The 12,912-nt window shown below is 74.1% G+C and carries 12 protein-coding genes; 6 read left to right on the top strand and 6 right to left on the bottom strand.

Annotated elements, in window-relative coordinates; all coding sequences use genetic code 11:
• The 3 genes from egtB to egtD all read left to right on the top strand — a co-directional run.
• The coding region (gene egtB, locus AC069T_RS19120) for an ergothioneine biosynthesis protein EgtB (RefSeq protein WP_478783853.1) at positions 1-1,211 on the top strand (1,211 nt) is incomplete at its 5' end.
• A complete protein-coding gene (gene egtC, locus AC069T_RS19115) occupies positions 1,211-2,020 on the top strand; it encodes an ergothioneine biosynthesis protein EgtC (protein WP_478783852.1) in 810 nt (269 codons plus the stop codon). The genes egtB and egtC, both read left to right, overlap by 1 nt.
• Positions 2,017-2,979, top strand: a complete 963-nt coding sequence (gene egtD / locus AC069T_RS19110) for an L-histidine N(alpha)-methyltransferase (RefSeq protein WP_478783851.1) — start codon at positions 2,017-2,019, stop codon at positions 2,977-2,979. Before egtC ends, egtD begins: the two co-directional genes overlap by 4 nt.
• An 88-nt stretch (positions 2,980-3,067) precedes the next feature.
• Here egtD and AC069T_RS19105 read toward each other — a convergent pair whose 3' ends face one another.
• Complete coding sequence (locus AC069T_RS19105) at positions 3,068-4,339, bottom strand: extracellular solute-binding protein (RefSeq protein WP_478783850.1); 1,272 nt, start codon at positions 4,337-4,339, stop codon at positions 3,068-3,070.
• A 273-nt stretch (positions 4,340-4,612) separates the two neighbouring features.
• On the opposite strand from AC069T_RS19105, the gene AC069T_RS19100 reads away from it, so the two are divergent.
• Positions 4,613-4,828 carry a dodecin gene (locus AC069T_RS19100; protein WP_121407380.1) on the top strand — a complete coding sequence of 72 codons (216 nt, stop codon included), beginning with the start codon at positions 4,613-4,615 and terminating at the stop codon, positions 4,826-4,828.
• A gap of 49 nt (positions 4,829-4,877) precedes the next feature.
• Here AC069T_RS19100 and AC069T_RS19095 read toward each other — a convergent pair whose 3' ends face one another.
• From AC069T_RS19095 to AC069T_RS19085, 3 genes are read right to left on the bottom strand one after another with little or no spacing between them, the layout of a single operon-like run.
• Positions 4,878-5,366, bottom strand: coding sequence for a phosphatase domain-containing protein (locus AC069T_RS19095; protein WP_478783849.1), 489 nt, complete (start codon positions 5,364-5,366; stop codon positions 4,878-4,880).
• 39 nt (positions 5,367-5,405) lie between these two features.
• Positions 5,406-6,200 (bottom strand): TIGR03943 family putative permease subunit, encoded by a 795-nt coding sequence (locus AC069T_RS19090; protein WP_478783848.1) that lies wholly within the window; start codon positions 6,198-6,200, stop codon positions 5,406-5,408.
• The gene (locus AC069T_RS19085) at positions 6,197-7,207 is read right to left on the bottom strand and encodes a permease (protein WP_478783847.1); all 1,011 of its coding nucleotides are present in this window, start codon (positions 7,205-7,207) and stop codon (positions 6,197-6,199) included. Before AC069T_RS19085 ends, AC069T_RS19090 begins: the two co-directional genes overlap by 4 nt.
• Positions 7,208-7,462: 255 nt before the next feature.
• On the opposite strand from AC069T_RS19085, the gene AC069T_RS19080 reads away from it, so the two are divergent.
• Both AC069T_RS19080 and AC069T_RS19075 read left to right on the top strand, forming a co-directional pair.
• Positions 7,463-8,458, top strand: a complete 996-nt coding sequence (locus AC069T_RS19080) for an LLM class flavin-dependent oxidoreductase (protein ID WP_478783846.1) — start codon at positions 7,463-7,465, stop codon at positions 8,456-8,458.
• Between the two features lie 229 nt (positions 8,459-8,687).
• A complete protein-coding gene (locus AC069T_RS19075; RefSeq protein ID WP_478783845.1) occupies positions 8,688-11,048 on the top strand; it encodes an ATP-binding cassette domain-containing protein in 2,361 nt (786 codons plus the stop codon).
• 47 nt (positions 11,049-11,095) lie between these two features.
• Here the strand turns inward: AC069T_RS19075 and AC069T_RS19070 are convergent, their stop codons facing one another.
• The gene (locus tag AC069T_RS19070) at positions 11,096-12,064 is read right to left on the bottom strand and encodes a lysophospholipid acyltransferase family protein (RefSeq protein ID WP_478783864.1); all 969 of its coding nucleotides are present in this window, start codon (positions 12,062-12,064) and stop codon (positions 11,096-11,098) included.
• A 38-nt stretch (positions 12,065-12,102) separates the two neighbouring features.
• Positions 12,103-12,885, bottom strand: a complete 783-nt coding sequence (locus AC069T_RS19065) for a GNAT family N-acetyltransferase (RefSeq protein WP_478783844.1) — start codon at positions 12,883-12,885, stop codon at positions 12,103-12,105.
• Between the last annotated feature and the right edge of the window lie 27 nt (positions 12,886-12,912).

Here is a 12,912-nt window from a genome sequence, read left to right as displayed (position 1 = left end):
CCTACCTCGTCGCCCAGCACTCCCCGCTGATGTCCCCGCTGGTGTGGGACCTGGCCCACATCGGCAACCAGGAGGAGCAGTGGCTGCTGCGGACCGTCGGCGGCCGGGAGGCGCTGCGGCCGGACATCGACTCCGTCTACGACGCCTTCGAGCATCCGCGGGCCGCACGCCCCGCCCTGCCGCTGCTGCCGCCCGACGAGGCGCACGGCTATGTCGCCGAGGTCCGCGGCCGGGTGCTGGACGTCCTGGAGCACACCCCGCTGCACGGCGGTCCGCTGCTGGACGCCGGCTTCGCCTTCGGCATGATCGCCCAGCACGAGCAGCAGCACGACGAGACCATGCTCATCACCCACCAGCTGCGCCGCGGCCCCGCCGTGCTCACCGCGCCCGAGCCGCCGCCCGCCCCCGATGACCTGCTGCCGTCCGAAGTCCTGGTCCCCGGCGGTCGGTTCACCATGGGCACCTCCGACGAGCCCTGGGCGCTGGACAACGAACGGCCCGCGCACCACCGTCTCGTGCCGGCGTTCCTGATCGACACCACACCGGTCAGCAACGGCGCCTACCAGCGGTTCATCGAGGACGGCGGCTATCGGGAGCCGCGCTGGTGGGCGCCCGAGGGCTGGGCGCAGGTCCAGGAACACCGGCTGCGCGCCCCGCTGTTCTGGAAGCGGGACGGCGGCCAGTGGCTGCGCCGCCGATTCGGGGTGACCGAGCCGGTCCCGCCGGACGAGCCGGTGCTGCACGTCAGCTGGTACGAGGCGGACGCCTACGCCCGCTGGGCCGGCCGGCGACTGCCGACCGAGGCGGAGTGGGAGAAGGCCGCCCGGTTCGACCCGGCCACCGGCCGGTCGATGCGCTACCCCTGGGGCGACGAGGACCCCACACCCGAGCGCGCCAACCTCGGCCAGCGGCATCTGCGGCCCGCCGCCGTCGGCAGCTATCCGGCCGGCGCGTCCCCGCTCGGCGTACGGCAGTTGATCGGCGACGTGTGGGAGTGGACGGCGAGCGACTTCGAGCCGTATCCGGGCTTCGCCCCGTTCCCGTACAAGGAGTACTCGGAGGTGTTCTTCGGGCCCGAGCACAAGGTGCTGCGCGGCGGCTCGTTCGCCGTGGACCCGGTGGCCTGCCGGGGCACGTTCCGCAACTGGGACTACCCGATCCGGCGGCAGATCTTCTCCGGGTTCCGCACCGCCCGCGACGGGGCCGCCTGATGTGCCGTCACGTGGCGTACCTGGGGCCCGAGGAACCGCTCGGCTCGCTGCTGGTGGCACCGCCGCACGCCCTGTACCGCCAGTCGTGGGCTCCGCGCAGACAGCGCCACGGGACGGTCAACGCCGACGGGTTCGGCGTGGGCTGGTACGCGGCGGGGGACCCCGTGCCCGCCCGCTACCGCCGGTCCGGGCCCATCTGGGGCGACCAGTCCTTCACCGACCTGGCGCGGGTGGTGCGTTCGGGAGCGCTGCTCGCGGCGGTCCGGGACGCGACCGTGGCGGGCGCCGACGGGGAGGCCGCGGCGGCGCCGTTCGCCGCGGGCCGCTGGCTGTTCAGCCACAACGGCGCCGTCACCGGCTGGCCGCACTCCCTGGCCGGCCTCGCGACGACCCTGCCGGCCGCCGCCCTGCTGTCGATGGAGGCACGCTGCGACTCGGCGCTCGTGTGGGCGCTGATCCTCAGCCGGCTCACCGGCGGCGACGACGAGAGCCAGGCGCTTTCGGACACGGTCCTGGAGGTCGCCGCGGCGGCCCCCGGATCGCGGCTCAACCTGCTGCTCACCAACGGCGAGACGATCACCGCGACCGCCTGGGGCGACACGCTGTGGTACCTGGCCGAACCGGGCCGCCGCACCGTCGTGGCCTCCGAGCCCTACGACGACGATCCGCACTGGCAGGAGGTGCCGGACCGCACGCTGCTCGCGGCGAGCCGCACCGACGTCCTGCTGACCCCGCTCAAGGACCCGCAGGAACAGAGCGCGCCGCAGGCGCACATGGCACCCGCCCCATCCAAGGAGCCCCGCACGTGAGCCCGTTGCTTGTCACCCGCACCCTTCCCGAGGACGCCACGGAGGCGGCGCTGCGCGCCGACGTCCTGCACGGCCTCACCCGCACCCCCAGGACGCTGCCGCCCAAGTGGTTCTACGACGCGCACGGCAGCGAGCTCTTCGAGAAGATCACCGAACTGCCCGAGTACTACCCGACGCGGGCCGAGCGGGAGATTCTCCGTGTCCGGGCCGGGGAGATCGCCGGGGCGACCGGCGCCCGCACCGTCGTGGAGCTCGGGTCCGGCTCGTCCGAGAAGACCCGGCACCTGCTCGACGCGCTGTCCGGGCTGCACACGTACGTGCCGGTCGACGTGAGCGAGAGCGCTCTCACCCAGGCGGGGCAGGCCCTGGTGGCCGAACGCCCGGACCTCGACGTGCACGCGCTGATCGCCGACTTCACGGGCGGTCTCACGCTGCCGGACACCCCGGGGCCACGCCTCGTGGTGTTCCTCGGCGGCACGATCGGCAACCTGCTGCCCGCCGAGCGCGCGGCGTTCCTGTCGTCCGTACGCTCGCTGCTGGCGCCCGGCGACGCCCTGCTGCTGGGCACGGACCTGGTGAAGGACCCCTCGGTGCTGGTGGCCGCCTACGACGACGCGGCCGGGGTGACGGCCGCGTTCAACAAGAACGTGCTGTCCGTCGTCAACCGCGAACTCGGCGCCGACTTCGACCTCGACGGATTCGAGCACGTCGCCCTCTGGGACGCCGGGAACGAGTGGATCGAGATGCGGCTGCGCTCGCGTGCGGCGCAGACCGTGAAGATCCCGGCGCTCGGCCTCGTCGTCGAGTTCGCGGACGGGGAGGAACTGCACACCGAGATCTCCGCGAAGTTCCGCAAGGAGAAGGTGCGCGAGGATCTCGGCGCCGCCGGGCTGGAGCTGACGCACTGGTGGACGGACGAGGAGGGGCGGTTCGCGCTCTCGCTCAGCGTGGCCCGGTGAAGGGGCCTCGGGAGGGCCGGGACCTTTCGACGGCTCGGGAGGGCCGGGACCTTTCGAGGTGGTGCCCCCCTCTGCGGGCCGGCGCGGGTCACCCCGCGCCGGCCGCCAGTGCCTCGGTGATCCGGCGTGAGGCGCGGGCGGCCTCCACCGCGGGGTCGGATCCGGTGAGGACCTTCGTCATGTAGTCCTTGATCGGGTTGTCCGCCTCGACGGCGGCCCATTCGGGCGAGGGAGGAGTCGCCCGGCCCTGTGCGGCGCCCGCCGCCATGGCCGCGACCCCCTCCTCGCCCGCCACCGCGCCCGCCAGGGTCGTCTTGTTGGGCACGTAGTCCATCGTCCGGGCCAGTTCCTTCTGCCATTCGGCGCCGGCCAGCGCGGCGATGACGGCGGTGGCTCCGGGGCGGTCGTCGGTGTTCTTCGGCACCACGAGGTCGGAACCGCCGGTGAACACGGCTCCGGGCGCGGCCGCCGTCCGGCCGGGCACCGGGAAGTAGCCGAGCCGGTCCTTCAGTTCGGGGTTCGCCCGCACGACGGCCTGGGCGAGGCCGGGCACGGCCACGATCTGCGCGATCCGCCCCTTGGCGAACACCCCGGCCTGCGGGGGGTGTTCCTCGTCGGAGTCGACGGGGCCCTGGCCGAGGGCCTGGAGACGCCGGTAGAAGTCCATCCCGCGCAGCGCGGCCGGCGTCCGCAGGGCTCCCTTCCAGGTCCCGTCGGTCTCCTCGGCCAGCTCGCCGCCCTCGTCCCAGACGAATCCGGCGAGGGTGTACCAGTCCTGCCCGGCCAGGTAGATGCCCTGCGTGCCCCCGGAGTTGAGCTCGCGGGTGTTTTCGAGCCACTGGTCGCGCGTCTTCGGGGGCTTGCTGATCCCGGCCCGCGCGAAGAGGTCCTTGCGGTAGATCACGACGCGGTTGGCCGCGTACCACGGGATGCCGTACTGGCGGGAGATGTGCCGGCCCGGTTCGGCGAGACCGGGCAGCCAGTCGTCCATGCCCCAGTCGCGCATCGACTCCAGGGTCAGGTCGAGCAGTCCGTCCCCCGCGACGTACTGCGCGACCTGGGTGTTGCCGACCTCGATCACGTCCGGGCCGTCCTGCCCATGCTTCCTCAGCGCGGCCTGCACCTTGTCGCCGATCCCGGTCCACTCCTGGATCCGGATGTCGAGTTCGATGTCGCCGTGCGCCCGCTCGAAGTCGTCGGTGAACCGGGCCAGGAACTCCCTGGACGCACTGTCCTTCATCAGCCACACCGTCACGGTCCGCCGCGCGCCGCCTCCCTCCGCGGTGGTTCCGCACCCGCTCAGCAGGGAGGCGAACACGAGGGCGGCGGCGAGGAGTGCGACAGCGGGGCGACGTCTCACGAGGGGTCCTGTTCTGTCTTGCGGACAGGGGAAGGGAGCCCGACATGGGGGGACGAGCGGGGTCGCTCGCACGGGTGTGCTGGATTTTGGTATGGACCAATAGAACCGTCAAGGGCTGAACCGGCCACAGCCGCCCGGGAGCGGGCGAGGAGGCGGGTGCCCCGGGAAGGGCGGGCGGCTCCCACGGGTGTCCGACATCTCGCGCACGGCCGCGCTCTGGGGCACCGTGGAGTGACGCGTGGCACAGGCGCCACGGCGGAGAGGAGCACCCGCATGTCCAACCACACCTATCGGGTCACCGAGATCGTCGGCACCTCCACGGAGGGCGTCGACCAGGCCGTCCGCAACGGGATCGCCCGGGCCTCGCAGACCCTGCGCAACCTCGACTGGTTCGAGGTGACGCAGGTCAGGGGGCAGATCGAGAACGGCCAGATCGAGCACTACCAGGTCGGCCTCAAGGTCGGCTTCCGTCTGGAGGACGGCGACTGACGGCCTCCTCGCCGACGCGACGGTCCCGTGCGGGAGGGAGACGGCCCGGTCAGGTCCGCCCCTCCCGTTCCTGTGCATCCTTCAGCGCCGCCGACGTGGCCGCCCAGCGGGCCCGTACGACGGTGAACCCGGCCCGTTCGGCGTCCTCGCAGACGAGTTCGTCGTCGTCCACGAGCACCCGGATCTCGCGGTCCCGGGCCAGCCGGCGGAGGGCCTCCAGCTTGGTGCGGCGGGCGGGCCTGCGGTCGTTGTCGCCACGCATCCGCAGGGTCCCCTCGGGCAGGCCCTGGGCGGCGAGCCAGGCGACGGTGTCGCGGCGGCAGCGCTCGGGACGGCCGGTGAGGTAGACGACCTCGCACTCCTCGGCGCTCTCCAGCGCCAGCGCGACGCCTTCGGCCAGCGGCGGGTCGTTCGGCGCCGCCGCGAAGAACGCGTCCCAGTCCCGCGGCTTGCGCTCCAGGAACCGCTGCCGGTGCGCGGTGTCGGCGAGGGTGCCGTCGAGGTCGAATACGGCCAGTGGCCTGCTGTTCGTCGTCACGCCGACCACCTTAGGAGCACGGCCGCGGGAAACGGGGCGTCAGCTGTTCCAGCTCTCGTCGTACGGGTCGTGCGGCGCCGGGACGGGCTTCGCCAGTTCGACCTCGATGAACGGGATCACACCGCCGTTGACGGGGTCCTCGGCCCTCCGTCGGCTGTAGGTGCCGACGACGTCCAGCCAGGTGTCGGGCTGGAGGACGGGCGGAATCCGTCCCGTCAGGCCGACCTTGACCGGCTGGGCGTCCGCGGCACAGCAGTTGAGTGCCATGCGGACCAGGTAGGGCGTGCCGCCGCGGTCGAGCGCCACGAACCCGGTGATCTCGACCCGCCGTCCGTCCAGCGAGCGTCCGTGGCCGTAGGCGGCGCGGCCGGCGTAGTCGACGACGCTGAGCCGCAGCGGGTCGCCGGCGGGGAGTTCGGGGTAGCCGAACGGCGCCTGCAGGGCCGTACCGGTGTGCATGGCGCTGTAGGACCCGAGGGCGGGCGGGGCGACCAGGATGAGCGCCAGCAGCGGCAGGACCAGCAGCCAGGCGATCCGCGGCTCCCGGTGGGCGTGACCGTGCCCGTCCCCCGCCTCAGCGTGCTTGTCCCCTCCCCCACGGTCCCCGTCCCCCGCCTCGGCGTGTCCGTCCCCCGCTTCCGCGCGCTCGGCCGGCCGGCCCCGCAGTTCGTACCGGACGGTGGCGGCGGCGGTGGCGATCAGGACGATCCCGGCCGCGATCAGCAGCGGACGCAGACCGGCCTTGACGTAACGCAGGTAGAGGTCGGTGAACGCGGCGTGCAGCACCGCGGCGCCGGTGAGGAAGAGCACGGCCGCCTGTGCCTGCCGGTTCACAGGAGCACCGACCCGACGAGCGCCGACACCAGGACGGCCAGGGTGAAGGTCGCGGGGGCGAACCGGAGGGCGAACCCGCGGCCGAAGGTGGCCGTCTGCATGGCGAACAGCTTCAGGTCGATCATGGGTCCGACGACGAGGAACGCGAGCCGCGCGGTGAGCGGGAACGGGGCCAGGGACGCCGCCACGAACGCGTCCGCCTCGGAGCAGATGGACAGCAGCACGGCGAGGACCGCCAGGGCGAGGACCGCGACCACGGGGTTGCCGGCCGCGGCGTGCAGCCAGTCCGCCGGCACCACGGCCTTGAGGGTCGCCGCGGCCATCGCCCCGACGACGAGGAAACCGCCCGCGTGCACCACGTCGTGCCGCACGGACCCCCAGAACGCCGCTCCCCTGCCGAGGCCCTCGAAGGAGGGACGGGCGGGCGGCCGCAGCCAGTCGGCGCGCCCCAGCCGTTGCCACAGCCAGCCCATCAGGCAGGCCACCAGCAGGCTCGCCACGAAGCGCGCCAGGACCATCCGCGGCTCACGCGGGAAGGCGACCGCGGTGGCCGTCAGGACGATCGGGTTGATCGCCGGGGCGGACAGCAGGAACGCCAGCGCCGCCGCGGGGGTGACACCGCGGCGCACCAGCGCCCCGGCCACCGGTACGGACGCGCACTCGCAGCCGGGCAGGACGGCCCCGGCCAGCCCCGCGACCGGTACCGCGAGGGCCGGCCGGGCGGGCAGGGCCCGGGCGAAGAACGACGCCGGGACGAACACGGCGATGGCAGCCGACAGCAGGACGCCGAGGACGAGGAAGGGCAGCGCCTGCACGACCACCGCGACGAAGACGGTCATCCAGCTCTGCATCACCGGCACGGACAGCGCCCGGCGCACCGGCCCCTGGAACGCGACCAGGACGAGCAGCAGCATGGTGAGCACGAGGGGCGAGCTGAACTGCCAGCCCCGCGGTTCGTCCGCGTCCCGCCGCGCGGCCCGCGTCGGGGCTTCCTTGATGGTCGTCACGGGTGAGGTACCTCCGGCGTGCAGGGCTGCGTGGGGCGTGGACCGAGGTCCCACCCCTTCAGTACGCCGCCCGGGGCGCATCTGTTCAGTACGCCGCCCGGGGCGCACCCGCTCACCGGGGTTCGTATCGCCTCGGAAGTCGCGGGGCACCGGCGTTGTTGTACCGGGGGACCGACAGCGGCACAGCCGAACCAACGGACCGGTCCGGGGCGCCCGTGCCGGCTCCGGGGACCGGCGCATCGGAAGGGATCCCGCGTGGCAGCCACACGATTGTCCGTACTCGACCGCTCCCGCACCCGGGAGGGCCACGACGGGGCGCAGGCGCTGCGGGACACCGTGCGGCTGGCGCGCGAGCTGGAGAATCTCGGGTACCACCGGATCTGGGTCTCGGAGCACCACGGTGTCCCCGGGATCGCCGGTTCGGCCCCGACGGTGCTCGCGGCGGCGGTCGCGTCGGCCACCCGCCGCATCCGGGTGGGCACCGGCGGCGTCATGCTGCCGAACCACCGGCCGCTGGTGGTGGCCGAGCAGTTCGGTGTGCTGGAGTCCCTCTTCCCCGGCCGGATCGACATGGGGCTCGGCCGCTCCGTCGGCTTCACGGACGGCGTACGCAGGGCGCTGGGCCGGGACAAGGACGACGCGGAGGACTTCGCGGCCCAGCTGGACGAGCTGCTGGGATGGTTCCGGGGCACGTCCCCGACGGGGGTGCACGCGCGTCCGGCGGAGGGTCTGACGGTGCCGCCCTTCGTGCTGGCCCTCGGCGAGGGTGCCACGACCGCCGCGCGGGCCGGGCTGCCGCTGGTCATCGGCGACCTCGGGAACCGCGACCGGATGCGGCGCGGCATCGACCACTACCGTGAGACGTTCCGGCCCTCCCCCTGGGCGCGGGAGCCGTACGTCGTCGTGTCCGGCACCATCGCGGTCGCCGGCACCCCGGAGGACGCGCGCCGCATCCTGGTCCCGGAGGCCTGGTCGATGGCGTACTCCCGCACCCACGGCACGTTCCCGCCCCTTCCGTCCGCCGAACGCGTGGAGGCACTCGAGATGAGCGCCCGGGAGCGCGAGTTCTACGAGTCCGGGCTCGCCGGTCACCTCGCCGGCACCGAGGACCAGGTCGCCCACGAGCTGGAGACCCTGGTCAAGGAGACGGGCGCGCAGGAGGTGCTCGTCACGACCAGTACGTACGACCGCGACGCGCTGCTGGACTCGTACCGCAGGCTGGCGCGGGTCGCCGGGCTGGCGGCGGCCTAGTGCCGCGTCAGCCGAGGTTCGCCCCGTCGCGACGCCCGGCACGCACTCTCGCCGCACCGGCCGAAAGCCCAAGTACGTCCAGTACGAGGACTTCCGGCCGGCACTCCCCCAGCCTTCGGCCGGGGGGACCCCCAGAGCACGCACCGGACGCCGCTCCTTGACGGGCAGACCTTGGCTGACACGGCACTAGAATCGTGGGGTTTTGTCCCCCGCACCCGGGAGCCCGGCCATGCACAGCCCCCACGACCCTTACGTCCGTGTGCGCGGCGCCCGGGAGCACAACCTCCGGGGCGTCGACGTCGACATCCCGCGCGACGCGCTGGTGGTGTTCACGGGGGTCTCGGGATCCGGGAAGTCCTCGCTCCCCTTCGGGACGATCTACGCGGAGGCCCAGCGGCGGTACTTCGAGTCGGTCGCCCCGTACGCGCGCCGGCTGATCCATCAGATCGGGGCGCCGAAGGTCGGGGAGATCACCGGGCTGCCGCCGGCGGTGTCCCTGCAGCAGCGGCGCTCGGCGCCCGGTTCACGGTCCTCGGTCGGCACGGTCACCAACCTCTCCAACTCGCTGCGGATGCTGTTCTCGCGCGCCGGTGACCACCCGGCCGGCGCGGCACGGCTGGACTCGGACGCGTTCTCACCGAACACGGCGGCCGGGGCCTGCCCGGAGTGCCACGGACTCGGCCGCGTGCACCGGACGACCGAGGAGTCGCTGGTACCGGACCCGTCCCTGTCGATCCGCGAGGGCGCGATCGCCGCGTGGCCGGGGGCCTGGCAGGGCAAGAACCTGCGCGACGTGCTCGACGCGCTGGGGTACGACGTGGACCTGCCCTGGCGCGAACTGCCCGCCGAGCAGCGGGAGTGGATCCTGTTCACGGACGAGCAGCCGGTCGTCACCGTGCATCCGGTGCGTGACGCCGACCGCATCCAACGCCCCTATCAGGGCACGTACATGAGCGCCCGGCGCTATGTCATGAAGACGTTCTCGGACTCGCGGAGCGCGACGCTGCGGGCCAGGGCCGAGCGGTTCCTGGAGAGTGCGCCGTGTCCGGTCTGCGGTGGCCGGCGGCTGCGGCCGGAGGCGCTGGCCGTGACGTTCGCGGGCCGCACGGTCGCCGAACTGGCGGCGCTGCCGCTGGCCGGGCTGGCCGAGGCGCTGGAGCCGCGCGGGGAGACGGCCCGTGTCCTCACCGACGACCTGCGGGCGCGCATCGCCCCCGTCGTCGAACTGGGCCTCGGCTATCTGAGCCTGGACCGCGCGACCCCGACCCTGTCCGCGGGCGAGCTGCAACGTCTGCGCCTGGCCACGCAGTTGCGCTCCGGACTCTTCGGGGTCGTCTACGTCCTGGACGAGCCGTCCGCGGGACTGCACCCGGCGGACACGGAGGCCCTGCTCACGATCCTGGACCGGCTGAAGGCGGCGGGCAACTCGGTGTTCGTCGTGGAGCACCACCTCGATGTCGTGCGCGGCGCGGACTGGCTGGTCGACGTCGGCCCGCACGCCGGTGAGCACGGCGGACGGATCCTGCACAGCGGCCCGGTGGCCGCGCTGGCGGAGGTGGCGGAGTCGGCGACCGCACGGCACCTCTTCGACCGCTCCCCCGGGCCGGTCCGGGACGTGCGTCCCGCGCGCGGCCACCTCGAGGTCGGCCCGGTCAGCCGGCACAACCTGCGCGGCGTGACCGCCGAGTTCCCGCTCGGGGTGTTCACCGCGGTCACCGGGGTCTCCGGCTCCGGGAAGTCCACCCTGATCGGCGAGGTGACGCCGGAACTGCCGGGCGTGGAGCGGCTGGTGAGCGTCGACCAGAAGCCCATCGGGCGGACGCCCCGCTCCAACCTGGCCACCTACACGGGCCTGTTCGACGTCGTCCGCAAGGTTTTCGCCGCGACGGACGAGGCGAAGCGGCGCCGCTACGGTGTGGGGCGTTTCTCCTTCAACGTCGCGGGCGGGCGCTGCGAGACCTGCCAGGGCGAGGGGTTCGTCAGCGTCGAGCTGCTCTTCCTGCCGAGCACGTACGCCCCGTGTCCGGACTGCGGCGGGGCCCGCTACAACCCCGAGACGCTCGAAGTGACGTACCGCGGCCGGAACATCGCCCAGGTGCTCGACCTCACGGTGGAGGCCGCCGCCGGATTCTTCGCGGACACTCCCGCCGTCGCCCGCAGCCTCTCCACCCTCCTCGACGTGGGCCTCGGCTATCTGCGGCTCGGCCAGCCCGCGACGGAGCTGTCCGGCGGCGAGGCCCAACGCATCAAGCTGGCGAGCGAGTTGCAGCGAGTGCGGCGGGGTGCCACGCTCTACGTCCTCGACGAGCCGACGACGGGTCTGCACCCGGCCGACGTCGAGGTCCTGATGCGCCAACTGCACGGGCTGGTCGACGCGGGCCACACCGTCGTGGTCGTCGAGCACGACATGGCGGTGGTCGCGGGCGCGGACTGGGTGATCGACCTCGGGCCCGGCGGCGGCGACGCGGGCGGACGGATCGTCGCGGCGGGGCCTCCGGCGGCGGTCGCGGCGGTACGGGAGAGCCGCACGGCCCGCCACCTCGAAGCGTTCCTGTCCCGCACACCGTCGACGGGACCGGCCTCGACGTAGCAAGCCGCGGGATGCCGGTGGTCCCGGCCGGGCGTCCCGCGGCGAGGTCATGCCCGGCCGAGGTGCCGGGCACGGGCCGGGCCGCCCCGGCGCCCCGGGGACTGCGGCCCGGACCCTGCCGGCCGGGCGGCGGAGGGAAGGCCACCGGCCGGAGCGGCGTCAAAAGACCCCGGCCGCACGGTCACCCCCTGCGGGGCAGCCCCGGCGGACGCTCCCGCCACCGCCCGCTGGGCCGCGGCGGCCAGTGCGCGCCGGTCGGGGTGGGCGCCCGCGGCGAGCACGGCCCGTACCTCCACCTCCGCCACCAGACCGCGTGCCGACACGACCCGCCACAGCGACGCGAGCAGCGTGTCGTCACCGACGAAGGCGGGCGCCGTGCTGGCCGCTCCCCCGGCGAGCCGGTAGCGGACGCGCACCGGCTGGACGGGGACACCGGCGTCGAGCGCGGCCTGGAAGACGGCCGGCCGGAAGCGGCCCTGGGCGCGTCCGCACCAGGTGCTGCCCTCGGGGAAGACCACGACCGCGGCGCCCGCGCGCAGGGCCTGCGCGATCCGCGCGACCGTCCCGGGCAGCGCCCGCAGCCGGTCGCGTTCGATGAACAGGGAGCCGGCGCGCGCCGCGAGCCCGCCCGCGACGGGCCACCGCCGGACCTCGGACTTGGCGAGCATGCGGGAGGGCCGGACGGCGGCGAGAAGGGGGATGTCGAGCCAGGAGATGTGGTTCGCGGCGAGGAGCAGCCCGCCGGCCGGGGCGGCCCCGCCGGTGAGGCGCACGCGTACGCCCGAGGCCCGTACGACCGCCCGGCACCAGCTCCGGATCAGCCGGTCCCGGGGCGCCCCGGGGATCCGGGCGGCGACGGGGATCAGTGCGACTCCCGCGGCGGTCAGCGCCAGGACCGCCGCCAGCCGCAGCGCGGCGCGCGGCACGGCCGACGCCCCGGCCGTGCCCTGCACGCAGACCGGCGGGGAACAGGGCGCGCTGGGCAGCCAGGCGCCGGCCGCCGCGGGCGCCGCCAGGCCATGGGACGGCGGGTGCGGCGCCCGCGGGAGCCGTGTCACGCCGGTACCAGGGAGAGGAAGTGCCGCAGGTAGCGCGGGTCGATCCGGCGCATCGACAGCAGCACGTACAGGTCGGCGACGCCGAAGTCCGGGTCGTGCGCGGGCTCTCCGCACACCCAGGCACCGAGGCGGAGGTACCCGCGCAGCAGCGGGGGCAGTTCCCGGCGCGCGGCCGGTGACGACGGTGTGCGGCCGGTGTCCGGCGACCAGGGCAGCAGCGGCCGTACGCGGTACTCCTCGGGTGCCAGGTGCTTGCTCCTGACCCGGTCCCAGGTGTTCGCGGCGAGCGCGCCGCCGTCGTCGAGGGGCAGGGAGCAGCAGCCGGCCAGCCATTCGTGGCCGCTGCGCACCATGTAGCGGGCGATGCCCGCCCAGATGAGTCCGATGACCGTGCCGTCGCGGTGGTCGGGGTGCACGCAGGAGCGGCCGACCTCGACGAGGCCGGGACGGATCGGGGCCAGCGCTCCGAGGTCGAACTCGCTCTCCGAGTACAGGCGTCCGGTGACCGCCGCCCGTTCCGGGGGAAGCAGCCGGTAGGTGCCGACGACCTGTCCGCCGGCCGTGTCGCGTACCAGCAGGTGGTCGCAGTGGGCGTCGAAGGCGTCGGCGTCGAGGCCCGGCTGCGGAGAGGCCAGCAGTGCGCCCATCTCCCCGGCGAAGACGTCGTGACGCAGTCGCTGTGCGGCCCGGACGTCGGATGCGTCGCGGGCGAGGGTGACGGTGTAGCGGGCGGGGGACATCGGCTGCGGAGGGCTGTCGAGGGTGGAAACGCCGGTCATGGCACTCTCCTGGTCACGGGCCTGGTC

This window comes from Streptomyces sp. NPDC043867 (assembly GCF_056435845.1).
Note: the sequence above shows the minus strand (reverse complement) of the source record. Positions and strands in the feature narration are given on the sequence as shown.

What these genes read in the sequence shown, in the direction of transcription:
- egtC (WP_478783852.1), top strand. Translation starts at nt 1,211, where the DNA reads ATGTGCCGTCACGTGGCGTACCTGGGGCCCGAGGAACCGCTCGGCTCG.
- AC069T_RS19100 (WP_121407380.1), top strand. Translation starts at nt 4,613, where the DNA reads ATGTCCAACCACACCTATCGGGTCACCGAGATCGTCGGCACCTCCACG.
- AC069T_RS19075 (WP_478783845.1), top strand. Translation starts at nt 8,688, where the DNA reads ATGCACAGCCCCCACGACCCTTACGTCCGTGTGCGCGGCGCCCGGGAG.
- AC069T_RS19065 (WP_478783844.1), bottom strand. Translation starts at nt 12,885, where the DNA reads ATGACCGGCGTTTCCACCCTCGACAGCCCTCCGCAGCCGATGTCCCCC.